Genomic DNA, 24162 nt, shown 5'->3' on the forward strand with positions numbered 1-24162 from the left:
TGGGCACGGGATCAAGTTGATTCGAACGGGTATACCCAAACCGATCCTGCGCTGAATGCTGCAGCAATTCATAAAACACACCCTCACCGATCATCAGACACTGGAACCGGAAATTGAGACGGTAAAGCAGCAAAGCTACACCTTTGATGACGAGGAGTTCTTGCCCGGGCTTATGCCTTGCAGTGCTGTCCTCTCGTCCCAGCAGCGCTTCCAACATTGGTGTGGCCACGCCCATAGCTCCAATCGATTTTTGAAAAGTCACGATGAACAGCTTAAATGCGACGACCCGCCGACGCCAAACAACTCCAGTGGCTTCAGCCTATAGTATTTCTCATCCACCTCCTTCGATTGCTCGGCGTATGGTTGTGTCATGACCTCCTGCAGCTCTTGAATTAAAGAGTAGTCTCCTGTAGCCGCTTGCTGATACGCAGGCACCACGAACCATTCCCGCAAACTGTATTTTGGGTTGACGCGTTTCATCTGGCGAGAAAGTTCCTCACGAGAGCAAGATTGAGTGAGCGACTTCCATTTTGTGAGCCACGCTGACCATCGTTTGTCCATCCCTTCCGAGTCTGCATGATACGTCGAGTTCTTGTAGAAGCTTTTTTTGAGTAAGCCAATATCGTCGGGCACCATCGAGAGCTCACGGAAGAACATGGTGTAATCAACCGATGTTTGCACCATCAACGTTACCAGCTCGCTGAACAACGTCGCATGAAAAGTGCCAAGCCCAAGCTTGGCAGCCCACATCTTCTCCATTTGCGCTTGCATCACCTTTGGAAAATCACTTTGAATCTCGTCGAGCTGCGCCAGACAGTCTTGATGCACCATCAGCAACGGCCGCAATGCCGAACAAAACATGTGGAAGTTGCGTTCTGCTGCCACGGGTTGGTTCAGGAACGAGTAATGACGCCCGCCACCCGTCCAAGGCTGGTAATGTGGATTGAACACATCGCAGAATCCGAATGGGCCGTAGTCGAGTGTGAAGCCGCCAGCTGCACAGTTGTCACTGTTGAAGTTACCTTGGCAGTAGCCGACGCGGATCCAGTTCGCCACAAGCGACGTGAGTCGCTTGAGAAATTCACGGACAAGCAACACCACTTTTTCGGTGGTCGCCAGCTTCTGGTCGATGACGTCATCGTACTCACGATCGATCAAATACAACACAATCTTTTCGAGCTCTTCCATCGCTCGTGGGTGTTCCATCTTACGGGCACGGCGACCGAAGAGCTCGAGTTGACCAACCCGAATGAACGAAGATGCGACGCGTGTCGAGATGGCAACCGCTTCCGATACAAGCATGTCCGGATCCTGCGAGTGTGAACCCTCTGAGTACCATGGCCGGCGGACCTTCTCCGTTTTTGAAACGTACAAACTCAAAGATCGAGACGTTGGCACCCCAAGCGCATGCATATGCTCCTGTGCCAGAAACTCCCGGACACTCGACCGCAGAACGGCCCGTCCGTCGGCGCCCCGGCAGTAGGGTGTCCGGCCACCGCCTTTTAGCTGCATTTCCCAGCGTTGACCATTGATGACGGCTTCAAGCACTGAAATTGCGCGCCCGTCGCCATATCCATTGCCGGTTTGGAACGGGCATTGCTGGTAGTATTCGGTGCCGAAGATGGAAAGTGCATAGCCACACGCCCAACCGACCTTGCGCATCGGCTCCGGAACATGGGCAAGGTCGCCGGAGAACACGCGGACGAAGTCGGCCGACGTCGCCATGCTGTCGGCAAAGCCCAGTTCGCGAAAAAAGTTTTTACTGTGCGCCACGTACTCGGGGTCTTCAATTGGCGTGGGGTTGACGGGAACATAGTGACCCGTAAAGACTTGCCGCGGCGTGTGGTTGCGTCCGTTTACTTCCGCGTCAGGGTCGCAGTTGAGAGAATCCATGAACGAATAATTTGCCAATTTTGCGAGATCGTCAAGAGTCGCAATGATAGGGGGTGTTCCTTGGGTCAGTCGCTTTATCATAAGGGTTCCTCATGCGTGGGCCAGGGGATGTACCGGGGAACTCTAGGAAGTGATGGCATCGCGCAAGTGGGTATTTTCTCAGAGCCAGAGGCGCCGGCAACTGCTTTCCCGGTTACTTTGCCGTAAAAATCAATTGATAGGGATACTGCTAACTTTATGGAGGAAAACAAATGCTCTGAAGTATATAAAATTGAGACTAAGCCTAAAGCAGCTAAAGTGATCATTCCAGCAAAGGCAAGCAAACGGCTAGCCCCTGCATAGCAAGCCGTACACACGCCATAATATTTGCCATTGGCCAAGCCATCAAGTTATTTGAGGCGGACGACAAATTTAACGCAAAACAAGCTGGGATAAATAACAAAATCTGTAAAAAAGTCACAAAAACAACACCTTAAAAACAAGCTCAACGCTCAATAAAAAAGCATGGAGCTCACCAAGTAAACTCTATGTAAACCCTATGCCTTTAAAATTAATATGCCGCAAGGCAACCAGCCTCTTTGCATTTGACTAATGTTACAGCGCTACTAAAGGGAATGCGAAACCTTGCTTAGCAGTCATACAACCCATTAACTAACACAAGCAAATATTGGGCTTATTGGGCTGACCCTTGACGACGTGAAAACCTTGCAGCTTATGGGGAACCCCTACCATGCACAAACACAACTGTAACATTCTACCACTGAGCGTAAATGACATGACAACAGCAGCTGCCATCTGTGCAGCTGCGATGAATGAAAACCCTTTGCACATCAAGGTGTTCGGTGCCAACCCAGACTTACGTCAACGTCGACTCAGGCGTATGTTTCCCGCCCTGCTGGCCTATGTAAAGCGTAAAGGTGATCTGTACGGCGCTTTTATTGATGGCAACCTCATTGGTGTATTAGGCATGCTGCCACCCAATACTTGCCAACCAACATTTAGGGACTTGATACAGTTACTGCCAAGAATGATCAGTGCCAACAGCCTCCTCGGCAGCTTACGCTTAGCCATTTGGTTAGGCACTTGGGCTCGTATTGATCCAAAACAACCCCATTGGCACTTAGGTCCTTTAGCGATCGCACCTCAATGGCAATACAAAGGTGTTGGCACACAAATGATTGAGTTCACCATCAACCAATGTGCGGCAAAGGAGCATCTATATTTAGAAACCGACAAACAAAGCAATGTGGACCTCTATCAGCGCTTTGGCTTTAAGACCCTGGCCACACCCACTATTTTAGGTATTCCCAGCTGGGTGATGATTCGCTCAACCTAAACACGCAGCGGAACTGCCGCTTAGGTCAAGCTATTGAGAGTAATCTTGCTATCGAAGTGCTTGCTGAGCTATCGCATCGGCGAAAAACTCATACGCACCTGCCAGGATGAACTGTACACCGATGGCCACCAGGATCAAACCAAAAAAGCGCAGTAATATCTTCTGACCAAGAGGGCTAAGCAGTCCTTGGACGCCTTGCGACAACAAGAGCACGACCCAGAGCACCATCGTCAAGACCACGATCGCCGTCAAAGCGACAGACAGGTTCTTCCAATAGGGCTCGGCAAGCGCAATGGTGATCACGGTGGTGATCGCTCCGGGTCCGGCAACGAGCGGCATGGCGATGGGCACAAAAATCTTGCTTCGACGTTCGTTGTGAGTGAGTGACTCCTGCTGGACACTCGAAGTACGGCCTTGCAGCATCGTCAGCCCCATCAGCAGGATCACCAATCCGCCACCACAACGAAACGCGGAGATGGAAATACCGAAAATGTCTAGCATCCAGTTCCCCGCGACGGCGGCGGCGAACAGGATGGTGAAAACAGAAATCGCCGCTAGCAAAGCGGATTTCCGTCGCTGCGTCCTGTCGAGACCATCGACCGCTTGCAGGAACACAGGAACTGCAGAAAGTGGGTTGGCAATCGCAAGCAATGCGACAATCGCCTGTATGTACTGGTCCATTGGGTTGATCATTCTAATAGAATCGTTGCAGCAGTTTTCGGGGGACTACGTGTCAGCGAAGGGGAGCACAAGCGTTCGGTTGTTGCCATCCCTGCTTTCCAGCTTCACAAAGCCATGGTGCCGGTAGACGCATCGAACTCGTCATCCTTTGCAACTACAACCAATGCAAACACACTGATATCGAGTTGCCGAACCTTGTAAACTGCGTCGGCCAAAAGAGATCGCGCAAGCCCGATGCCTTGATAGAATTGGTCAACCGCTAATCGGCCCATCATCACGATGGGAACCACAGGGTATCGCGGCAGCCGCCTCAAAAGGACATTCGATAGTCGGTAAGACTAACCGAACCGGATGACAGCGTTAAGGGTATGGGAAAAACAAACGCCCTTTTTCATAAAAGCCGAATGTACTGGGAAACGGTTTGGTCGTCAACCTGACCGGGAAGCCACCCGAAATTCTTAAATTTATTGTTGATCAGCAGCAAAAAGTGTTGGTTTGAGGCTCTTTTTCGCTATCTGCGTGAAAGACACCCAAAGGTCAAGGTCAGCCCAGTGATGAAGAGAACTGATAGGAACGAGCACAGGATCAGGTTGGCTCGAACGGATTAAAGATCTGCGCAGGTACTCTAGGCGGCGCTCGGGGGGACAAGCCAGGATGGTCAAGAATTTTAGTGATTGCGCCAGATTCCAGGTGGCGGCGATGATTTTCAGGGTCCCCCCCGCAATGCGGGCAATCCTCAATCAATATTGAACATCCGCTTGAGCAAACGCGCAGTGCGGCCCCCTCGGTGCGCCGGCCAAATCCGAGTGCCAGCACAAAGTGCCCGGCGCAACCGCCAGCAACATCCTTTTATATCAGCGATACGAATATGCTGCTTACTGGCTTATTACCCACTAAAATGGATAGTACAGGTATTTTTATTGCTACGGCACTGGACAAGTGACAACCTCTTACGAACATTACTGGCCTGTGAAGCCAACACAACTCTGATTATCGGAGATAATTTATCTGCTGCAGTATTTTTCTGATCGTGAGTTGACCCAGCCTGCCAATTACCTGCTTCAGCACGAAAAACTCTAATCTCAGGGAAAAACCATGAATCCTCCCAGCATTGCCTCCACATTCCCCGCTACAGAAGAACTTATTGTATTGTCCAGGGAGCGCACAGCCAAATCCCTGGATTTCAGCAAACTGGTGGATGCCATTGCCACCGCCGCTCTTGAGTACGATGCCGGCCAGATTCAGAGCCCGGAGCGCATGGTCGTGCCCTTTGGGATTGGTGGCGCAATGCTGAGCATGCCGGCCACCGCGCATGATATCGGGATTCACAAACTCGTGACTGTACAACCCGCAAACAAGGAGCGGCAACTGCCCACCATCCACGGCACGGTAACTGTGTGCGATACGGAAACCGGCAAACCCATCTGCCTGCTTGACGGCCCGGAGGTGACTGGACGGAGAACGGCCGCTGTCACAATGCTTGCAATCCGTACCTTCCTGAAGCAAGCGCCTCATGAAATCCTGCTGATTGGAACAGGTGTACAAGCACGCCACCACGTTCAGGCGCTCTACGCATTGTATCCACAATCAAAAATATGGGTACGTGGGCGCAGTGAAACTGCTTCGGCAGCTTTCTGTGACCAGTATCAGCCCCTCCATAGCAAGCTTGTTCCCGCAGAGCATTCGATTTCCGATAATGTAAATGTCGTCATTACTGTCACGACAAGCACACAAGCTGTCTATAACGAAACCGCCTTACGTGATCGCCTGGTGGTCGGCGTAGGTGCTTTCACACCGGAGATGGCCGAACTTGGCAAGATCACACTTAATGGTAGCGCTATCTTCGTTGATGATCTGGTCAGTGCGCGTCATGAGGCTGGCGATCTCATTCAAGCTGATATCGACTGGTCTTGCGTGCGCTCGCTGGCTCACGCCCTTCAAAACCAGCTCGACGAATCCCGCCCCAGGGTTTTCAAGAGCGTTGGCACTGGCGCCTGGGATCTCGCGGCCGCGCGTGTGGCACTGCAAGCCATTTAGACCAAGAGCCTGTTCAAGATCTCGATCAAGGGGTGCACTAGGCAAAATTGAACGATAAAACGGAGCATACTTGGAGTATGTAAGCATTTTGAGTTCAATTTCAATACCGTAATGCACTCTTCAAGTGAGATATTGAACAGGTTTTAAGTGTTTAGTCCCACGGTGTGCTGGTGTAACATATAACCAGCTACGGAGGGATGATTTATGGGACAGATATTACACGGAAGCGCCCGCACGACAGCGGCGGTACGTCGAGCGATACAAAATAGTCAAGAGAGTCTGAATGTTCTGGCCAAGCGGCATGGGATTAATCCAAAAACGGTAGCGAAGTGGCGGAAGCGGGAATTCACCCACGATGCACCGATGGGCCCCAAAGAGTCGCACTCGACTGTTTTAAGTCTGGAAGAAGAAGCCGCTGTTGTGGCGTTTCGCAAACATACGCTTCTACCGCTGGATGATTGTCTATATGCCTTGCAACCAAGCATTCCGCATTTAACCCGCTCAAGCCTGCATCGCTGCTTTCAACGGCATGGCATCAGTCGGTTGCCGGAGGTTGATGGTGACAAGCCAAAGAAAAAGTTTAATGCCTATCCAATTGGCTACTTCCATATTGATATTGCCGAAGTTCGTACGAAGGAAGGTAAACTCTATCTTTTTGTAGCCATTGACCGGACATCAAAGTTCGTTTTTGTTCAACTCCAGAACAAAGCCAACCGCAACACGGCAACCGCCTTCTTGAAGGCCGTGATCGAGACTGTTCCCTACAAGATCCATACAATCCTGACTGATAACGGTATCCAGTTTACGTTCCCGGCGCGTTATCGGAATGGGCCAACGGCTCAGTATGTAACGCATATGTTCGATAGGTGTTGTCAGATCAACGGCATCGAGCACCGTCTCACCAAACCCAACCATCCCTGGACCAATGGTCAGGTTGAACGCATGAATCGAACCATCAAGGATGCGACTGTAAAACGGTATTATTACGACTCACACGATCAGTTGAAGGCCCATCTCCATCGCTTTGTGATGGCTTATAACTTCGCCAAAAGACTAAAAGCTCTCAAAGGCCTAACACCCTATGAATACATCTGCAAAATCTGGAAAAATGAGCCAGATCGTTTTATCTTTGACCCATTCCAGCACACCGTGGGACTAAACACGTACCGTTGCAATATTCTGTATTTTTGTTTAGCGGAGATGATCGCCAGCTTGAACACTGCATGCAGGGGGCGATCGAACTGATTGATGAAAAAGTGGATGATTTGCGTGTTTATCCGTTGCCGAGTCGTGGGCTGAAGGCTCGCATCGGTCAACCCGCCTTGCCAGAAGGCATCCAATGGAGTGGATTGCCCACTGCGTGGTAGCGTACAGCTTTTCTGAAGCGATCAATCGTCTGAAAAGAAAGCCAGATCAGTTACAGTTCGCTCTTGTAAACATGGCGGGATCGTTCAAAATATCAGAAAATAAACCAACCTCAGATATTTAAACTTTACCGATTATTGTATTAATGGAACAAATAACCAACTGACAGGAGACATCTTGCAGCTTCTTACCATTTTTCCTCTACACCCTTTTCAAGGTATTGATTGTAAAGAGAAAAATGACAGTAGTCAGAAACACCCATGCCCTGATTTCAAAGGGATTGAGACCAGCCATTTCTAGTGATGTTCCAACACAACATTGGAAACACCCATGCCCTGATTTCAAAGGGATTGAGACTAGACTGTTGAGATGAAAACTCTCCGGTGCCCTTCGAAACACCCATGCCCTGATTTCAAAGGGATTGAGACCTCTGCATATTCTTCGTTAGAACCCCTGTATTCCTGAAACACCCATGCCCTGATTTCAAAGGGATTGAGACCTCTACTGTCTTTAATCGTGATATGAATGTCGCCGGAAACACCCATGCCCTGATTTCAAAGGGATTGAGACATAAATATTTTTATCAATCTGCTGCTAAAAACGAGAAACACCCATGCCCTGATTTCAAAGGGATTGAGACGATATCACCAAACAATAGATGGCCCTCGTCCACCGAAACACCCATGCCCTGATTTCAAAGGGATTGAGATTGGCATACAAGCCGGTATTTGTTTTCCTCGTCATCACGAAGCCGTCAGGCTATGGTGATCCACTACCACCGCTACCACTTCACTGGATTGCTTCACTCCTTGGGTGTGTGCAAAAGCAAGGGCAGTGAACTGGGTTGCTACGTCAGCCTGGCCACTACCTGCTTTCCGCTGCATTATGCTTGTGGGCGCAGTCGCAGTTAAAGGCTGGTTTGCTCACAATGGCACGTCAGCTCACCAAGACAAGACGCTGTATGCTTGGCTTCGCACGGTTCATTCCCCATAACCCCCCTGCACAACTGTAAAATTACAGAATTACGCAGAAGTCTTTTTGCAGAAAAGACTGTTATCTTGGACAAGGAGTTTTCGTAATGGATAAAGCAATATATAAAGAAAGGTTTCCGGATTTCTTTGCTGATGCGCCGGCTGTAACCCTACGCGATCCGCTGGCACAGTTTCTCGGCACAGCACGTGACGGGATCATGGAATACCGGTATGCCGATGCGGTACGGTTGGCAGGGCATTCCTGCCCGACAGTAGCTGGCACCTGGTTGATGACGCTACATGGTCTGCGTGCGCTGTACGGGAATGAATTGCCGGTACGCGGTGAAATTGAAGTCTACATGGCTGATGCACGCGATGCTGGCACTACCGGCGTCGTGGCTACTGTGGTGCAACTTGTTACCGGTGCAGCACCAGAAACCGGCTTTCATGGTATTGGTGGGCGTTTCGGGCGTAATAATCTACTGCATTTCGATCAGCCCTTACAGGGTGAAATCGGCCTGCGCCGCAAGGATACGGGCGCAGCAGTACAGGTGGTGCTCGATGCTTCCGTCGTACCTTGGCCGAACGAGATGCGCCAGTTGCTTCCGAAGGCGGTCAGTGGACAGGCCAGCTCTGCCGAATTGCAGTACTTTGGCGAGTTATGGCAGGAACGGGTGCGCCAAATGCTGATTGAGCACGCCGGCGATGCCAACCTGGTACAAGTGAATACCTGGGTTGTAAATTAATTGATCCTGCGAGTTATCAAATCTTTATCATGTCAGCGTTCGCTCAAAAAACACTCAGGCGCTTCTCAAGGAAATTGAAATGCCGTCGCAGTAGCTCGACTGCGAACATCACCCGTCTGAATTTTTGCGTTACTTGTTATACTGCTTGATAAAAATTAGCGATCAAACTATATCAATGGAGGGATAAATGGACGTTTTAAGTCTGGTGGCAGGATTTTTGCTGGGTGTTGTCGCAACTTATCTGATAAGCGCCTTTCTGTTAAAACCTGGCCTGCAAAAGTCATCCGATGCAGCGACAGGGGTGATTATCACAAGCGATATCCAGAATCTGTTTGATCAATTATGGCAAGCACATGAGCACTTGTTGAACGAGATGAAACAGGATTTGGACAATCCGGATTTCAAGTTTCATCGGGAATTTTATGTGTTAAAGAAAAACTGGTGGGACTGGAACCGCTGGGGATTCCATCGTAAAGGACCCTGCCTTGCCTACTTTATTGATGATCACAACGATTTACTGCCACTGCTTGATGCGCTGACCTCGCACGGATTGATTAGCCAGATAGGGGAAGCTGACAAAAAGTCGGCCAAATTTCAGTTAAGCGAGAAACTGATTGAGCTGCTACACGGGAAAAAGCCAACCAAGCATGCAGCCTGATTGATCCCACATAGTTATATTGTGTTTTACAGACGGTACTCAAAAGCAATGAATGAGCGATTCCTTCACAAGGAACGCGATACTGTCATCCGTCTGTAAAGCCAATACTCGAAAGGAGTAACAAACAGGCTGCCTTTTTTACCAGTACTGCTACTGGATTGCTCCGTACCTGTTGGTGTTCGCAAAAACAGCCACAATAGACAATAGGATCGTAGCAATACCGTCAATCCTGCAGTAACAATTTCTCCAACGTCAACCGGTATATACGAGATAGTCGCTCGATATCCGCAACTTCCACGGATTCATTAATCTTATGAATAGTTGCATTGCGTGGTCCGAATTCGACCACCTGCGAACAGATATCAGCGATAAAACGACCATCGGAAGTACCGCCCGAGGTGGAAAGTTCCGGCCCAACGCCTGTTACTTCGCGAATGGCAGCGCTGAGTGCATCGGCCAGTATTCCCTTGGGCGTCAGGTAAGGCTTGCCGGCAAGCTCCCAGACCAGTTCATACTCCAGTCCATGCCGATCCAGAATCTCATGCACGCGCGTCTTGAGTGATTCAACCGTACTGGCGGTAGAAAAACGGAAATTGAACAGCAGATTGACTTCTCCCGGAATAACGTTGGTTGCGCCGGTGCCGCCACGGATATTGGAAATATGCCAGGTGGTGGCAGGGAAATATTCATTGCCATCATCCCATACGGTTTGGGCAAGCTCCGCAATGGCAGGTGCAGCAGTGTGAATTGGATTTCTGGCCAGATGAGGATAGGCAATGTGTCCCTGGATACCTTTAACCGTCAGATTGCCTGACAGACTGCCGCGCCGCCCATTTTTAATAGTATCCCCTAGCCGGTCTGTACAGGTAGGTTCGCCCACGATACAATAATCAATCACCTCTCCGCGTGCCTGAAGGGTTTCCACGACTTTAACTGTCCCCTCCACCGCCGGCCCTTCTTCATCCGAGGTAATCAGCAACGCAATCGAACCCTTGTGATCCGGGTGCAACTCAACAAATTCCTCAATCGCAGTAACAAAAGCAGCGATAGAGGACTTCATATCTGCTGCACCACGGCCATAGAGAAAGCCATCGCGGACTGTTGGTGTAAAAGGATCGCTATCCCACTGCGCAACCGGCCCAGTCGGCACAACATCCGTATGCCCGACAAAACATACCAGCGGCCCGTCAATACCTTTTCTCGTCCAGAGATTCTCCACCTCACCAAAGTTCATGGCTTCACTGTTGAATCCCAGTCCGGCCAGCCGGTGAACAAGAACTTTCTGGCAACCGTCATCATCTGGCGTCAGGGAACGACGTGCAATCAGCATCTGGGCAAGTGTCAGGGTACTATTGGGCATGGGAGTTTCCTTGGTTTGAGATTTAAGTGAAATAATTTGGCAGCAAAATCAGAGTTGCTGAAAAATGCGTAATGCATTACGCCCGCGTGCCCCTCCAAAAAAATCTTTAATAAACGGATGTCGCCCGTTGGCAATAATATCCGGTATCGGCCCCAGCGCGACAATGCTCCGGTTAGCCAGCACAACCACTCGATCGGAAATTGCAACCAGTGTATCCAGATCATGTGTGACCATGACAATCGTCAGCGCCAGCTCTTCACGCAAAGAGCGTATCAGCTCAACAAAACTTTCACTCAATGCGGGATCAAGGCCGGCAGTTGGTTCATCCAGAAATAACAGCTCCGGATCCAGCGCCAATGCACGCGCCAGGGCAACCCGCTTGATCATTCCGCCTGATAATTCTGACGGCATCTTGTGAACGTGCTGTGCCTCAACCCCGACCATACCGAGCTTCAGCATGACCAGATCGCGAACCATGGTTTCGCTCAATATACGCAACTCCCGCATGGGCAAAGCAATATTGTCAAAGACCGTCAAAGCGCTAAACAGCGCTCCCTGCTGAAATAAGACACCCGAGCGAGTGCGCAGCTCCCTTTCTTTTTCATGGCCGCAATCATAGTGCGTCGCACCGAATACTTTGACGCTGCCTTGTGCGGGGGTGATCAATCCAAGCATCTGGCGCAGTAGAGTGGTTTTGCCGCTACCAGAGCCACCGACCAGTGCCAGCACCTCTCCCTTGAGCACAGTCAGATTGATATTTTCATGAATGACATTCTGGCCGAAGCGAGTAGTCAATCCGGCAATTTCGATAACTGGTTCAGCAGTTGTCATCAGCCTGCAACCCTGATGCCGATACTGGAAAAAGCCACTGCAAAAATGGCATCAATGATGATCACGGCAGTAATCGAAGTCACCACTGAATTGGTAGTGCCTTCTCCCAGGCTTTCGGTATTCGGTTTGATGCGCAGCCCGAAATGACAGGCAATCAGGGCAATTACCATGCCGCAGACCACTCCCTTGCCCAGTCCTAACCATAAATTAGCGATTGGTACCGCATCGGGCAAGGTAGTCACCGCGTAACGAATACTTAATCCCACTTGCAGATCCGCCGCTAAAAGCCCGCCCAGCAGCGCAACTGAGCTAGTCCAGAGCACGATCAGCGGTAAAGCAAGACTCAGACCGATAATTTTGGACAATACTAGTCGCAGGCTATGAGGAATACCCATTACCGTCAGTGCATCCAGTTCTTCGGTCACACGCATGACCCCCAACTGTGCAGTCATGGCGGAACCGGAGCGCCCGGCAACCAGGATGGCAGCCAGCATTGGACCCAGCTCCCGGATGATACTCATCCCGAGAATATTGACAATGTAGATATCCGCTCCAAGCATATGTAGCTGTTCAGAGGAAAGATAGCTCAGCACAATACCGATCAAAAATCCGACGATGGCAGTAATGCCAAGTGCCTGTGCGCCAGTACGATACAAATTCGCAGAAATTTCCCGCACAGGAATCCTGCTTGGATGGGTCATCAGGTAAACGATATCCAGCACAATCTGGCCAGAAAGGCTAATCATGCCAGCGAGGTGATCAAAAAAACGGAGGAGCTGTTGCCCGAGCAGGGAGACAGGCAAAAACCATTTGCGCTGTGTCGGTTCAGGCAGCGATACCACTTTTTCCAAGCGCTGAAACATTTGTTCTTGCTCGGGGCGCAGCAGCAGATGATCAGGACGCTGCTCGCCCCAAATCTGCCACAACATCACGGCGCCCGCGTAATCAAGCTGGTGGATATTCGTCAGATCCCAGTACAGGCCAGGTTGACTGGCCAGCTGCGCCAGCTCCCTTGCAACTGCGGGTAATGATGGGTTAAGCGAAACGAGGGTATAGCTACCGGTAAGCTGCAGACAGGAATTACCTGCTTCTGTGGTAATAAGTTGATGCCGGGGATTGTGGTCAACCGGCAAATCAGAGGGCATGACTATCCCAATCCATTTTGACTGTTAGCTCCGGTTTTTGCGTTTGTTCCGCGAATCCTGGGCAATCTTTTCCGGCTTTTGGTCATGCCGGTATGCCCAGAACACCAGTGCGACACCGGCTGCAATCATCGGCAGTGATAACCACTGACCCATACTAATCCCCAGGGTCATGACGCCGAGAAAACCGTCATCCGGTTCGCGAAAGAATTCGCAGAATGAGCGAAAAACGCCATAACCAATCATAAACATTCCGGAGATAGCACCCAGTGGTCTTGGTTTGGCTGAATAAAGCCACATCAGAATGAAAAATGCCAACCCCTCCAATGCAAATTCATATAGTTGGGACGGATGCCGTGGCAGATTGTCTACATACGGAAAAATCATCCCCCAGGGCACATCCGTAGGTCGTCCCCATAATTCCCCGTTGATGAAATTACCAATACGTCCTGCACCCAGGCCAAGCGGAACCAGTGGTGCGATAAAATCAGTGACTGATAACCATGACAGCTTGTATTTGCGTGCCAGCCATATCATAGCCACAATAACGCCGAGAAATCCGCCGTGGAAAGACATTCCACCATGCCAGATCGCCAGAATCTCCAGTGGATGCTGCAAAAAATAACCTGGCTCATAAAATAAAACCTGCCCCAGCCTACCACCTAGCACGACACCCAGCACGCCGAAAAACAGTGCATCATCCAGCATTTCCCGGGTAAAGATACAACCGGGCTGATGCCGGATACGATAGCGCCCGAGCACAATGAACAAGAAAAACCCGAGCAGGTACATCAACCCGTACCAGCGAACAGCAAGCGGACCTATGGAAATCGCAATCGGATCAAATTGTGGATGAACGAACATGGCAGCAGCCTGACTTACGGTAAAATACGCATTATACGGCAACATCTGCTGACCACAGCAATCACCCCCAGCAATCGTTACCTTGCCTAACTATATTCATCACATCTATCTATCTATCTATGAGGGAATAATATGCCAGACAATCGACGCAGCCAGGCCATCACTAAAGGTGCGAAACGTGCTCCCAATCGCGCCATGTTACGTGCAGTTGGATTCGGTGACGGAGATTTCGATAAGCCCATTGTCGGCATTGCCAACGGCTTTTCCACCATCACGCCTTGCAACATGGGGCTGGATACGCTTGCCAAATGTGCGGAACATGCATTGAAAAATGCCGGTGCCATGCCGCAAATGTTCGGCACGATTACGGTATCGGATGGTATCTCCATGGGCACCGAAGGCATGAAATACTCACTGGTATCACGCGAGGTAATCGCTGATTCCATTGAAACCTGCGTGCAGGCGGAAAGCATGGATGGCGTCATTGCCATTGGCGGGTGTGACAAAAACATGCCTGGTGCCCTAATCGCGCTGGCTAGACTGAACGTGCCATCCATTTTTGTCTATGGCGGCACCATCAAGCCCGGTCACTACCAGGGTCGCGATCTGACAATCGTCAGTGCGTTTGAAGCGGTTGGGCAACATAGCGCACACAAGATTGATGATCAGGAACTGCTGGAAGTTGAACGCCATGCCTGTCCCGGCGCAGGTTCGTGCGGCGGCATGTACACCGCCAACACCATGTCCTCTGCGATTGAGGCGATGGGCATGAGTCTGCCCCATTCCTCCACTATGGCTGCGGAAGATGAGGAAAAGCGGATCAGCGCCACCCGCTCTGCCGAGGTGCTGGTGGAAGCAATCAAAAAACAGATTCTGCCGCGCAGCCTGATTACCCGCAAGTCACTCGAAAATGCAGTAACGGTAGTCATGGCCGTAGGCGGCTCGACCAATGCTGTGCTGCATCTGCTGGCCATCGCCCACGCAGCAGAAGTAGATTTTCATATTGACGATTTCGAAGCGATTCGTGCCCGTGTGCCGGTGTTGTGTGACCTGAAACCTTCCGGGCGCTACGTCGCCACTGATCTGCACAGAGCAGGCGGCATTCCACAAGTGATGAAAATGCTGCTCGTGCACGGTCTGCTGCATGGTGACTGTCTGACCATCAGCGGACAAACTATCGCTGAAGTACTGAAAGATATTCCTGAACAACCGCGCGCGGATCAAAACGTCATCCGCACCTGGGACAACCCGGTGTATGAACAAGGTCATCTGGCGATCCTGAAGGGTAATCTTTCGCCGGAAGGTGCGGTGGCCAAGATTTCCGGTGTAAAAAACCCCAATATTACCGGGCCCGCCAGAGTGTTTGAATCCGAAGAAACCTGTATGACTGCCATTCTCGATCGCAAAATCAAGCCGGGTGATGTTGTCGTTATTCGCTACGAGGGGCCACGCGGCGGTCCCGGCATGCGTGAAATGCTCTCCCCTACTTCGGCGCTAATCGGTGAAGGATTGGGTGATTCGGTCGGATTGATTACCGATGGCCGTTTTTCCGGCGGCACCTACGGCATGGTCGTAGGCCATGTAGCACCGGAAGCATACGCCGGGGGAGTGATCGCTCTGGTGGAAGAAGGAGATTCAATCACAATCGATGCGCATCGCCGCCTGTTACAACTGAATGTTTCAGAAACAGAATTGGAACGCCGCCGGGCTGCCTGGCAGCCGCCTGCGCCGCGCTACACACGCGGTGTACTGGCAAAATATGCCAAACTGGTATCAACCGCCAGTCGTGGTGCGGTTACTGATTAATCTCCCTACAAAAAACAATGCCTAACCACCTTGCCGGAGAAACCAGTCCTTACTTGCTGCAGCACGCAGACAATCCTGTGGACTGATCCATGGGGGAAAGAGGCATTGTAAATCGCACAAACACAGAATAAGCTGATATTGCTTTCCATCGGCTATTCCGCCTGCCACTGGTATCATGTGATGGCGCATGAATCATTTGAAGATGCTGAAGTGGCTGCGCCATGAACACGCATTTCGTCAATATCAAGGTTGATCGTGAAGAACGCCCTGATATTGACCAAATTTACCAGAGTGCACACTATGCGCTGAATCATCGTTCCGGCGGCTGGCGGCTGGCCACTGACCATGTTCCTGACACCCGAACAAAAGCCTTTTTTCGGTGGCACTTATTTTCCAAAGGAAGCACGTCACGGTATGCCGGGATTCCTGCAACTACTGCCAAAAGTGGCAGAGACTTATCACACTCGTACAGCGGATATCGAACAGCAGAATGCAGTATTACTGAAATTGCTTGCTCAATCACTGCCCACACCCAAAACCGATGCTTCCGTACTTTCCCGACAACCAATTGACCAGGCATGGCAACAGTTGAATCGCCAGTTTGATGAAATATATGGCAGATTTGGCGATGCGCCCAAGTTCCTTCATCCGGCTGAATTGCAGTTCTGCCTGCGGCGTTATATCGCTGATAACAATACTCAGGCACTGCATGTGTTGTGACCCACACTCTGGAAAAGATGGCGCAGGGTAGTTTATATGACCAACTGGGCGGAGGATTCTGCCGCTATAGCACTGATCGTTACTGGCGGATTCCACATTTTGAAAAAATGCTGTATGACAATGCGCTGCTGCTGTCCCTCTATGCAGAAACCTGGTTGATAACCGGCAACCCGCTTTTCAAACAGGTTGTTGAAGAAACAGCAGCCTGGGTCATGCGGGAAATGTAAGCCAGTACAGCAGCAGGTGGGGGCTGTTTTGCCTCACTGGATGCTGATTCTGAACATGAAGAAGGCAAATTCTACGTCTGGGATCGGCAGGCGATTGCCGCGATTCTCACCAGGGAAGAATATGCGGCGACAGCCCCTTACTTTGGCCTTGATCGCCCTCCCAACTTCGAAGGTCAGCATTGGCATCTTGAAGTGGTGCAATCAATCGAGGCAGTTGCAGCAAATAATCAAATCCATTCGGAAGCTGCGCAACAGCTCATTGACAGCGCACGCAAGAAGTTACTAAACGAACGTGAGCAGCGTATCCGGCCGGGACGTGATGAAAAAATACTGACCAGCTGGAATGCGCTGATGATCAAGGGCATGGCGCGCGCCGGACAGATTTTTGAACGTGGGGAATGGATTGATTCAGCCGTGCAGGCAATGGATTTCATCCACGACAGGCTATGGCAGGATAGCTGCCTGCTGGCAACGTTCAAGGATGGCAAAGCGCATCTGAATGCCTATCTGGATGATCACGCCTTCCTGCTGGATAGTCTGCTGATGCTGCTGCAAGCCCGCTTTCGACAGGCAGATCTTGATTTTGCCATCACCTTGGCAGATACACTGCTCACCCGGTTTGAAGATGAAACATCCGGTGGATTCTTTTTCACCAGTCATGACCATGAGATGCTTATTCACCGGCCTAAAACCGGTCACGATGGCGCCATTCCGGCCGGAAACGGTATTGCTAGCATAGCCTTGCAGCACCTGGGCTATCTAGTGGGCGAGCCACGCTACCTCGAATCTGCCAAACGTACACTGGATATTTTCTCTGATGTGTTGTCACACCAGGCCAGTTCGCATTGCAGCATATTGGTCGCGCTGGAGGAATTTCTGGAACCAACCCGGACAGTGCTCCTGTCTGGAGATGAAGCAGAATTGCAGACATGGCTTAAGGCACTGGTTCCCTGTTCATTGAATATGATATCAATCGCATTGCCTCATGAACTTTCCGGGTTACCCGATGGTCTTAAAAAACGCTCTGCCCCAGATGGAAAAATCAGCGCTCAAGTATGTGAGGGCAGGCGTTGTCTTCCGGAGATTCATTCACTGAATGAACTGCTGCAAGTCTGCAGGGTTCACGGTAGAATGGCACTCCCTTAATCATTCATAAAAGGAAAAAACTGATGAAAACAGCTTGGTTAGGTGTATTTGCTGCTTCAGCGTTGTTAGTGGCCGGTTCTGTTCAGGCCAGCCCCGAATTGGCAGCAAAAAATAATTGTGTCGCTTGTCATCAGGTAGATGCAAAACTTGTTGGCCCTTCATTTAAAGAAATTGCAACCAAATATGCGGGCAAGGATGATGAGACCGGATACCTGGTAAGCAAAATAAAAGGGGGCAGCACTGGTGTATGGGGTCAGATTCCAATGCCTCCAAACGTCAATGTCAGTGATGGGGATGCCAAAGCACTGGCAGAATGGATCTCGACACTTAAATGATCTGATCATCAGCTATAAATTTAAGCCGATACCGGGAACCGTATCGGCTTTTTTGTTTCCGGGCCGCCAATCCAAGCTATCAAGAAAGACCGCTTTATTTGACAACGTACCTGGCTTTCAATACATTTCTTTGAAACATTCTTTTTAAATATCCAGCCATATAACAATTATGCTTACGGTTTTCCTTGATTTCGGCTCCGTCACGCGCGGTGATATTGATCGGGCAGCGCTGGAGCAGGCCGTATCTCCCTGGATTTATCATGACAACACCTCCCGTGAACAGGTTACAGAGCGGATCAAGGGAGCTGAAATCATCATCAGCAATAAAGTGCAGCTGGATCGGACAGCCATATTTGCAGCAGATCAGCTAAAACTGATTTGTGTCGCAGCCACCGGTTATAACAACGTCGATCTTGCTGCAGCCGCTGAGCGCAATATTCCGGTATGTAATGTACGCAACTATGCCACTAGTTCCGTTGCGCAACACACGCTTATGTTCATGCTGAACTTTGCCTGCCGTTTCGTGGAATATCGGCAGCTGATAAAAAAAGGGGGATGGCAGACCAGCACCTACTTCTGCCCGCTTGATTTCGGCGTTATGGAATTGGCAGGAAAGACGCTTGGTATCATCGGGCATGGCGAGCTCGGTAGTGCTGTGGCAAATATAGCCAAAGCATTTGGTATGAAACTGTTGATCGCCGAATATAAATCCGCCTCATCCATCCGGCCTGGGCGCATGGCATTCAATGATGTTATCCAACAAGCGGATTTCATTACGCTGCACTGCCCGTTGTCGGCAGATACCCGGCATTTGATTGGCAAGTGGGAATTTGATCTGATGAAACCCTCGGTATACCTTATTAATACAGCCAGAAGCGGCCTGATCAATGAAGACGACCTGCTGCAAGCCCTTTATTCTGGCCGTATTGCCGGCGCAGCTATCGACGTCCTGCAAGCAGAGCCGCCGGTTAATGGCAATCCCTTGCTGGATTACCCTCATCCCAACCTGCTTATTACACCCCATTCCGCCTGGGCCAGTGTGGAATCTAGACAACGCATGATCAACCTGCTGGCAGATAACATACGTAATTTCCTGCAAAACAAGCCTTTTAACCAGATTAATACAGCGTTGCAGTAATTCTGGATACGCATATAGACCAGGTAATGTCCACCGCCGCACTCTACTGCTTAGAACCTGTTCAAGGAAAAATCTGAATGAAAGCCACACCTCTTGCGATTCCTGATATCTATCTAATCGAACCCAAAGTATACGGCGATGAACGCGGCTTCTTTTTTGAAAGCTTCAATCAAGCCAGTTTTGAAGAAATCATCGGCAGGCCGGTTCAGTTCGTGCAGGATAATCACAGCCGCAGTATGAAGAATGTCCTGCGCGGCCTGCATTATCAGATTCAGCAACCGCAGGGCAAGCTGGTGCGTGTGGTGCAAGGTGAAGTGTTCGACGTAGCGATTGATCTGCGCAAAAGCTCAGCAACCTTTGGCCAATGGACGGGGGAAATCCTTTCTGCAGAAAACAAATACCAACTCTGGATACCTGAAGGATTTGCCCATGGTTTTGTCGTACTGAGCAATACCGCCGAATTTCTCTACAAAACCACGGATTACTATGCACCTGTCCATGAGCGCTGCATTCTCTGGAATGACCCAACACTCGACATTGCCTGGCCAGCAGGTATTCAGCCTGCTCTATCCACCAAGGATGCCCTGGGAACCCCATTTGATCAGGCCGAGGTCTTTGACTAACGCAAGAGCTTCTGCAACACCAATGGAAATGTGCGCCAACTCCTGGCGCAATACGGCTTGAAGTATCCTGACAGCCCGGAAATCTCGAAGAAACTGATTTGACTATGTCCCACCCTTTTTATCAGCATCGCCGCATACTGATTGCAAGCCTAGTCGGCACAACCATCGAATTTTATGATTTTTATATTTATGCCACGGCAGCGGCACTGGTATTCGGACCTTTATTCTTTCCTGCAGAATCTCCGTCTGCACAATTAATGTTGTCATTCCTGAGCTTTGGACTCGCCTTCCTCGCGCGGCCAGTTGGCGCAATATTATTCGGCCATTTTGGTGATCGTATTGGAAGAAAATCAACACTGGTCGCCTCATTGTTGCTGATGGGCATATCAACCCTGCTGATTGCATTCTTGCCCACCTACGCGACAGCAGGCTGGATAGCTCCGTTACTATTGTGCACCCTGCGTTTTGGTCAGGGACTGGGACTTGGCGGCGAATGGGGCGGCGCGGCTTTATTGGCTGTTGAATACGCTCCCCCGGGATGGGGTGCGCGGTTTGGTATGATTCCTCAGTTAGGTGCTCCAATTGGATTCATTGCCGCAAACGGATTGTTTTTGCTTCTCGGTACGGCGTTGAGTGAAACAGACTTTGCAGCATGGGGATGGCGAATCCCATTCCTTACCAGTGCAATTCTGGTTGGACTTGGTTTATGGGTGCGGCTGAAAATTAATGAAACACCCGAATTTACCCGGGCACTGGCAAAAGATCCTCCCATTCCGGTTCCCATCGGCGAGCTGATACGCAAGCATGCCGCTATCACCTTTGCCGGAACGTTTACAGTAGTTGCCTGTTTTGCCATCTTTTATCTTTCAACCGCTTTTGCACTGGCTCATGGCACTACGACACTTGGATACGATCGTGAGCTGTTTCTGCTCACTCAGCTTGCAGCAATATTATTTCTGGCTATTGGTATCGTTCTCTCGGGAATACGTGCCGATCAGCATCACGCAAACCAGGTACTGGTATGGGGATGTGCAGCGACAATTATCCTGGGCTTAATATTTGGACCAGCCTTGGGGGCGGGATCGCTATGGCTGGTCTGGATGGTGCTTTCGCTTGCCCTGTTTATAATGGGGTTTGTTTACGGCCCGCTTGGCGTATGGCTACCATCGCTTTTCCCTCCGCGAATACGCTATACAGGCATATCTGTTGCCTTCAACTTAGGAGGTATTCTAGGCGGCGCACTCGCCCCCCTTGCCGCACAGGCACTTAATGATGCGGGAGGCACATCCTTTGTTGGCCTTTATCTGACAATGGCAGGCATATTCAGCCTGGCGGGATTAAAAATGACTCAACAATTGATACCAAACCAGGTACACAAATTGAATTAAGGGTAGATATCTGTTAATCAACTGCCGCCTTACCACCTTTAACCAGATATGGATTACTCAATGATGATGTCTCAAGAAAAAATTCAGGAAAGGAATCAGACTTCAAAGAAAAATGGATATAAGGCTTGATTGAGGCCAGCGTCACCTGCCAATCAACCAATTCAATGAAAACAACCTGTCCGAATATTACCGCACCCAAGCTGGCGTGTGATTTTGATGATTTGAGATTGAATGATGATATTCTGCTGCAGGACCATGTAAACCCATTTTTACTCAATAGCCGGTTAGCTTCATCCCACAAACGAAGAAAGGTAAACCCGAGTCTGTAGTGAGGGTTTACATAAACATCAAAATCCCATGCTGCTTGCCTGGTTGGTAGCGGAATATAACGCGCTCGCACTTCATCTTCCTGATAAGGACCAAGCATCAGCCAGATAAACCCTAAAAACTCCTCATCCTTAGAAGCAACCAGGCAGATTGCTCCATTTTTGAAACGCTCTCGAATGACGGATATTGGCCGCGGAAAATGATGAATAACCGAATCCTGTTCATCTATTTGTCTGATTACTATTTTCTTACCTCTTGCCAGAGGTAAGAAAGAATTGTTGTTAACAGGCTGTGCAACTAATTGATACTTAAAAATTCTTATATTCCCATAAGATATCTTGAAAAGCAGCCTATGCAAAACTAAAAATCCGGTATTCATCCAACCAATCGCAGATATTGACTGACTAATATATCTGTATATTTTCACTACATTATTGATAATGATCATTATCTAATTACCTCGAGTAACCAAATATTTTTATTGCCTTTTACGACATAATAAATATGTCGTAACCAATTTAATCTTTCGAGAAAATACTATTCTAGATCTCTCTTTTACTTCACTCGGATATAGAAACTACTTTCATGAGTAAAACTTTTCCCACTGTCACTTACTTCATCAATACGCTCCTGTAGAAGAAACATTGCCAATCTCCAATGAGACAACTTCTCCTTGATATTACTGAAATCGGCCCGCCGTCACTGGACAACTTTATTCCTGAAGGGAACGAAGAGTTGCTGTACACACTGAAGAATCTGGTTGCCGACAATCGTCAAGATCGTTTTTATTATCTGTGGGGAAATACAGGAAGCGGTAAAAGCCATCTGCTGCAGGCGGTAACCAATATTTTTCTGGAACAGCAGCGCAATACACACTACATTGATTGCAATCAGGCTGATGAAATTGACTTCAATCTAACCGCAGATTGCATAGCAGTTGATAACATTGAACAACTGGATGATGCTGAACAAATTAGACTGTTTAATCTTTATAACCAGATCCGAGAAAGCAAGTATGGGATATTTTTGGCTGGTGGCACCCGGCCGCCTGCACAATTGGGCTTGCGTCCGGACCTGGCTACTCGCCTGGGCTGGGGATTGGTATATCAGGTACACGAATTAACGGATGAAAAAAAAATAGAAGTTATGCAAGACTATGCAATCCGTTGCGGATTTGAGTTGCCTCTGGATGTTTGCAACTACTTACTGAAGCATGAACAACGGGACTTATCCTCCCTGATCAGGCAGGTCAGCGCGTTGGATCAGCTTTCGCTGACTAGGCAGCGCCCCGTCACCCTTCCCTTGCTGCGTGAACTGTTATAATCAGCACCGGTTTCGGACGATCGTCAATCTCGGAATATCAGATGATTGCAGTTGCTCCGTTCAACTTTGAAACGAATCTGCTGTTTTTCCTTACACAGTTTTATTACATCTATTTTTTCTTATACCGATCAGCATCATGAAACTGGCATTATTTGACCTGGATAACACACTCCTGGCTGGTGACAGCGATTTTCAATGGGCACAGTTCCTGATTGAACAAAATGTTCTGGATCGGGAGGTCTACGAAGCTCGTAACATTGAATTTTACGAGCAATACAAAGCGGGCACACTGGATATTCATGAATTTCTGAATTTTCAGTTAAAGCCTCTTTCCCGCCACCCGCGCGAACAATTAAATGAATGGCGCAGTCGTTTTGTCAAACAAAAAATTGCACCATTGATTGCTCCCGGCGCTTGTGAATTAATTGCCGGGCATCAGGCTGAAAAGGATTTGTGCATTATTATTACTGCCACCAATAGCTTCGTAACCGCCCCCATTGCCAGCATGCTGGGTGTTGATCATCTAATTGCCACCGAACCGGAACTGGAAAATGGTGAATTTACCGGCCGCGTAACCGGCACTCCCTCTTTCCGGGAAGGTAAAATAACCCGGCTGGAACAATGGCTGGACATGCATAACCTCACCTGGCTTTCTTTCCTGCAAAGCTGGTTTTATAGTGACTCGCTCAACGATCTGCCACTCCTCAAAAAGGTGACACATCCTGTTGCGGTGGACCCGGATGCCACACTCCATGAACATGCGAAAGAATGCGGGTGGCGTATTATTAGCCTGCGCCAATAGCACCTCAATCAGATAATTTACATTCTTTAACAAGGAGAAAACAAAATGAAACATACTTCCATAGCATTCCTACTACCAGCAATTTTGAGTCTTTTACTTTCATTTAGCGCACAGGCTGCTGACAGCTATCCTGAAAAAGCAGGAGAAAAGCTGGCTACAGGCGTTGCCAATATCGTTACTGGCATTGGTGAAATCCCTAAAAATATGATGATTTCCAGCCAGAAAAAAGGAACTATCTACGGTGTAACAGCAGGATTTTTCGTGGGCATCGTTCAAACAGTGGGGCGGACATTAAGTGGTGCGCTTGATATCGTCACCTTCGTAATACCCACTACTTCCCTCGTTCAACCGACTTATATCTGGAATGATTTCAATCGGGAAACAACCTATTCAGCCTGGCGTATGCGTTGATAATATTGAGTTTGATATCAATTACCCTTGCC

26 protein-coding genes, 1 pseudogene and 1 CRISPR repeat array are annotated in these 24162 nt (G+C 49.5%); of the genes and pseudogenes, 19 read left to right on the plus strand and 8 right to left on the minus strand.

From position 1 onward, the window contains the following. The first annotated feature begins 55 nt into the window (after window positions 1–55). On the plus strand, window positions 56–325 hold the full coding sequence (locus ACZ5EJ_RS10470) for an IclR family transcriptional regulator domain-containing protein (RefSeq protein ID WP_074456468.1): 270 nt from the start codon (window positions 56–58) through the stop codon (window positions 323–325). Here ACZ5EJ_RS10470 and ACZ5EJ_RS10475 read toward each other — a convergent pair. Further along, window positions 259–1974 (minus strand): protein adenylyltransferase SelO, encoded by a 1716-nt coding sequence (locus tag ACZ5EJ_RS10475; RefSeq protein WP_074456469.1) that lies wholly within the window; start codon window positions 1972–1974, stop codon window positions 259–261. The two genes, ACZ5EJ_RS10470 and ACZ5EJ_RS10475, sit on opposite strands and share 67 nt — an antisense overlap. Before the next feature lie 694 nt (window positions 1975–2668). Here ACZ5EJ_RS10475 and ACZ5EJ_RS10480 point away from each other — a divergent pair. After that, window positions 2669–3229 carry a GNAT family N-acetyltransferase gene (locus tag ACZ5EJ_RS10480; RefSeq protein WP_083331389.1) on the plus strand — a complete coding sequence of 187 codons (561 nt, stop codon included), beginning with the start codon at window positions 2669–2671 and terminating at the stop codon, window positions 3227–3229. Between the two features lie 48 nt (window positions 3230–3277). On the opposite strand, the gene ACZ5EJ_RS10485 is transcribed toward ACZ5EJ_RS10480, so the two are convergent. Beyond that, window positions 3278–3910, minus strand: a complete 633-nt coding sequence (locus ACZ5EJ_RS10485; RefSeq protein WP_074456471.1) for a MarC family protein — start codon at window positions 3908–3910, stop codon at window positions 3278–3280. Window positions 3911–5005: 1095 nt separating this feature from the next. Here ACZ5EJ_RS10485 and lhpI point away from each other — a divergent pair. The 3 genes from lhpI to ACZ5EJ_RS10500 all read left to right on the plus strand — a co-directional run bounded on the left by lhpI (window position 5006) and on the right by ACZ5EJ_RS10500 (window position 7314). Continuing rightward, on the plus strand, window positions 5006–5947 hold the full coding sequence (gene lhpI, locus ACZ5EJ_RS10490; RefSeq protein ID WP_083331391.1) for a bifunctional Delta(1)-pyrroline-2-carboxylate/Delta(1)-piperideine-2-carboxylate reductase: 942 nt from the start codon (window positions 5006–5008) through the stop codon (window positions 5945–5947). Window positions 5948–6151: 204 nt separating this feature from the next. After that, window positions 6152–7192, plus strand: coding sequence for an IS481 family transposase (locus tag ACZ5EJ_RS10495; protein ID WP_464557045.1), 1041 nt, complete (start codon window positions 6152–6154; stop codon window positions 7190–7192). After that, window positions 7171–7314 carry a hypothetical protein gene (locus ACZ5EJ_RS10500; protein ID WP_464557046.1) on the plus strand — a complete coding sequence of 48 codons (144 nt, stop codon included), beginning with the start codon at window positions 7171–7173 and terminating at the stop codon, window positions 7312–7314. Before ACZ5EJ_RS10495 ends, ACZ5EJ_RS10500 begins: the two co-directional genes overlap by 22 nt. 249 nt (window positions 7315–7563) lie before the next feature. Beyond that, window positions 7564–8022: direct repeats of the CRISPR family, unit length 36 nt; unit sequence GAAACACCCATGCCCTGATTTCAAAGGGATTGAGAC. A gap of 33 nt (window positions 8023–8055) precedes the next feature. Here the strand turns inward: ACZ5EJ_RS10500 and ACZ5EJ_RS10505 are convergent. Beyond that, window positions 8056–8196, minus strand: coding sequence for a hypothetical protein (locus ACZ5EJ_RS10505; protein ID WP_160803436.1), 141 nt, complete (start codon window positions 8194–8196; stop codon window positions 8056–8058). Between the two features lie 194 nt (window positions 8197–8390). Here ACZ5EJ_RS10505 and ACZ5EJ_RS10510 point away from each other — a divergent pair, with 194 nt between their 5' ends. After that, window positions 8391–9029, plus strand: coding sequence for a hypothetical protein (locus ACZ5EJ_RS10510; RefSeq protein ID WP_011635241.1), 639 nt, complete (start codon window positions 8391–8393; stop codon window positions 9027–9029). Between the two features lie 187 nt (window positions 9030–9216). Next, the gene (locus tag ACZ5EJ_RS10515; RefSeq protein WP_464557047.1) at window positions 9217–9687 is read left to right on the plus strand and encodes a hypothetical protein; all 471 of its coding nucleotides are present in this window, start codon (window positions 9217–9219) and stop codon (window positions 9685–9687) included. A 223-nt stretch (window positions 9688–9910) separates the two neighbouring features. Here the strand turns inward: ACZ5EJ_RS10515 and dapE are convergent, their stop codons facing one another. The 4 genes from dapE to lgt are packed head-to-tail and all read right to left on the minus strand — an operon-like array spanning window position 9911 to window position 13884. Next, on the minus strand, window positions 9911–11047 hold the full coding sequence (gene dapE, locus ACZ5EJ_RS10520) for a succinyl-diaminopimelate desuccinylase (RefSeq protein WP_464557049.1): 1137 nt from the start codon (window positions 11045–11047) through the stop codon (window positions 9911–9913). 48 nt (window positions 11048–11095) lie between these two features. Then, window positions 11096–11878, minus strand: coding sequence for an ABC transporter ATP-binding protein (locus tag ACZ5EJ_RS10525; RefSeq protein ID WP_011635244.1), 783 nt, complete (start codon window positions 11876–11878; stop codon window positions 11096–11098). After that, on the minus strand, window positions 11878–13023 hold the full coding sequence (locus tag ACZ5EJ_RS10530) for an MlaE family ABC transporter permease (RefSeq protein WP_464557050.1): 1146 nt from the start codon (window positions 13021–13023) through the stop codon (window positions 11878–11880). Before ACZ5EJ_RS10530 ends, ACZ5EJ_RS10525 begins: the two co-directional genes overlap by 1 nt. A gap of 24 nt (window positions 13024–13047) precedes the next feature. Further along, window positions 13048–13884, minus strand: a complete 837-nt coding sequence (lgt, locus tag ACZ5EJ_RS10535; protein ID WP_464557740.1) for a prolipoprotein diacylglyceryl transferase — start codon at window positions 13882–13884, stop codon at window positions 13048–13050. A 132-nt stretch (window positions 13885–14016) separates the two neighbouring features. On the opposite strand from lgt, the gene ilvD reads away from it, so the two are divergent. The 9 genes and pseudogenes from ilvD (at window position 14017) to ACZ5EJ_RS10580 (ending at window position 21267) form a co-directional block, all read left to right on the plus strand. After that, window positions 14017–15690, plus strand: a complete 1674-nt coding sequence (gene ilvD, locus ACZ5EJ_RS10540; protein WP_011635247.1) for a dihydroxy-acid dehydratase — start codon at window positions 14017–14019, stop codon at window positions 15688–15690. 138 nt (window positions 15691–15828) lie between these two features. Then, a pseudogene (locus ACZ5EJ_RS10545) lies at window positions 15829–15941 on the plus strand (DUF255 domain-containing protein); the annotation flags it as partial. Window positions 15942–16035: 94 nt separating this feature from the next. Beyond that, on the plus strand, window positions 16036–16410 hold the full coding sequence (locus ACZ5EJ_RS10550; protein ID WP_464557052.1) for a DUF255 domain-containing protein: 375 nt from the start codon (window positions 16036–16038) through the stop codon (window positions 16408–16410). Beyond that, complete coding sequence (locus ACZ5EJ_RS10555) at window positions 16407–16637, plus strand: hypothetical protein (RefSeq protein ID WP_256201594.1); 231 nt, start codon at window positions 16407–16409, stop codon at window positions 16635–16637. Before ACZ5EJ_RS10550 ends, ACZ5EJ_RS10555 begins: the two co-directional genes overlap by 4 nt. 192 nt (window positions 16638–16829) lie before the next feature. After that, window positions 16830–17783, plus strand: a complete 954-nt coding sequence (locus ACZ5EJ_RS10560; protein ID WP_464557053.1) for a YyaL domain-containing protein — start codon at window positions 16830–16832, stop codon at window positions 17781–17783. Window positions 17784–17806: 23 nt separating this feature from the next. Further along, entirely contained in the window at window positions 17807–18118 is a 312-nt protein-coding gene (locus ACZ5EJ_RS10565) for a c-type cytochrome (RefSeq protein WP_011635250.1), read from the plus strand. A 169-nt stretch (window positions 18119–18287) separates the two neighbouring features. Then, a complete protein-coding gene (locus ACZ5EJ_RS10570) occupies window positions 18288–19256 on the plus strand; it encodes a 2-hydroxyacid dehydrogenase (RefSeq protein ID WP_011635251.1) in 969 nt (322 codons plus the stop codon). Between the two features lie 77 nt (window positions 19257–19333). Further along, window positions 19334–19879: a dTDP-4-dehydrorhamnose 3,5-epimerase gene (gene rfbC, locus ACZ5EJ_RS10575; protein WP_011635252.1), complete on the plus strand. Its 546-nt coding sequence runs from the start codon at window positions 19334–19336 to the stop codon at window positions 19877–19879. 104 nt (window positions 19880–19983) lie between these two features. Next, entirely contained in the window at window positions 19984–21267 is a 1284-nt protein-coding gene (locus ACZ5EJ_RS10580; RefSeq protein ID WP_074456329.1) for an MFS transporter, read from the plus strand. A gap of 13 nt (window positions 21268–21280) precedes the next feature. On the opposite strand, the gene ACZ5EJ_RS10585 is transcribed toward ACZ5EJ_RS10580, so the two are convergent. Continuing rightward, window positions 21281–22042 carry a GNAT family N-acetyltransferase gene (locus tag ACZ5EJ_RS10585; RefSeq protein WP_074456330.1) on the minus strand — a complete coding sequence of 254 codons (762 nt, stop codon included), beginning with the start codon at window positions 22040–22042 and terminating at the stop codon, window positions 21281–21283. Between the two features lie 209 nt (window positions 22043–22251). Here ACZ5EJ_RS10585 and hda point away from each other — a divergent pair, with 209 nt between their 5' ends. The 3 genes from hda to ACZ5EJ_RS10600 all read left to right on the plus strand — a co-directional run bounded on the left by hda (window position 22252) and on the right by ACZ5EJ_RS10600 (window position 24130). Continuing rightward, complete coding sequence (gene hda / locus ACZ5EJ_RS10590; protein WP_074456331.1) at window positions 22252–22917, plus strand: DnaA regulatory inactivator Hda; 666 nt, start codon at window positions 22252–22254, stop codon at window positions 22915–22917. Window positions 22918–23053: 136 nt separating this feature from the next. Continuing rightward, window positions 23054–23719 (plus strand): histidinol-phosphatase, encoded by a 666-nt coding sequence (locus tag ACZ5EJ_RS10595; protein ID WP_011635256.1) that lies wholly within the window; start codon window positions 23054–23056, stop codon window positions 23717–23719. A 45-nt stretch (window positions 23720–23764) separates the two neighbouring features. Continuing rightward, entirely contained in the window at window positions 23765–24130 is a 366-nt protein-coding gene (locus ACZ5EJ_RS10600; RefSeq protein ID WP_011635257.1) for an exosortase system-associated protein, TIGR04073 family, read from the plus strand. The last annotated feature ends 32 nt before the right edge of the window (window positions 24131–24162 follow it).

It is taken from the genome of Nitrosomonas sp. TNE100, assembly GCF_055387135.1.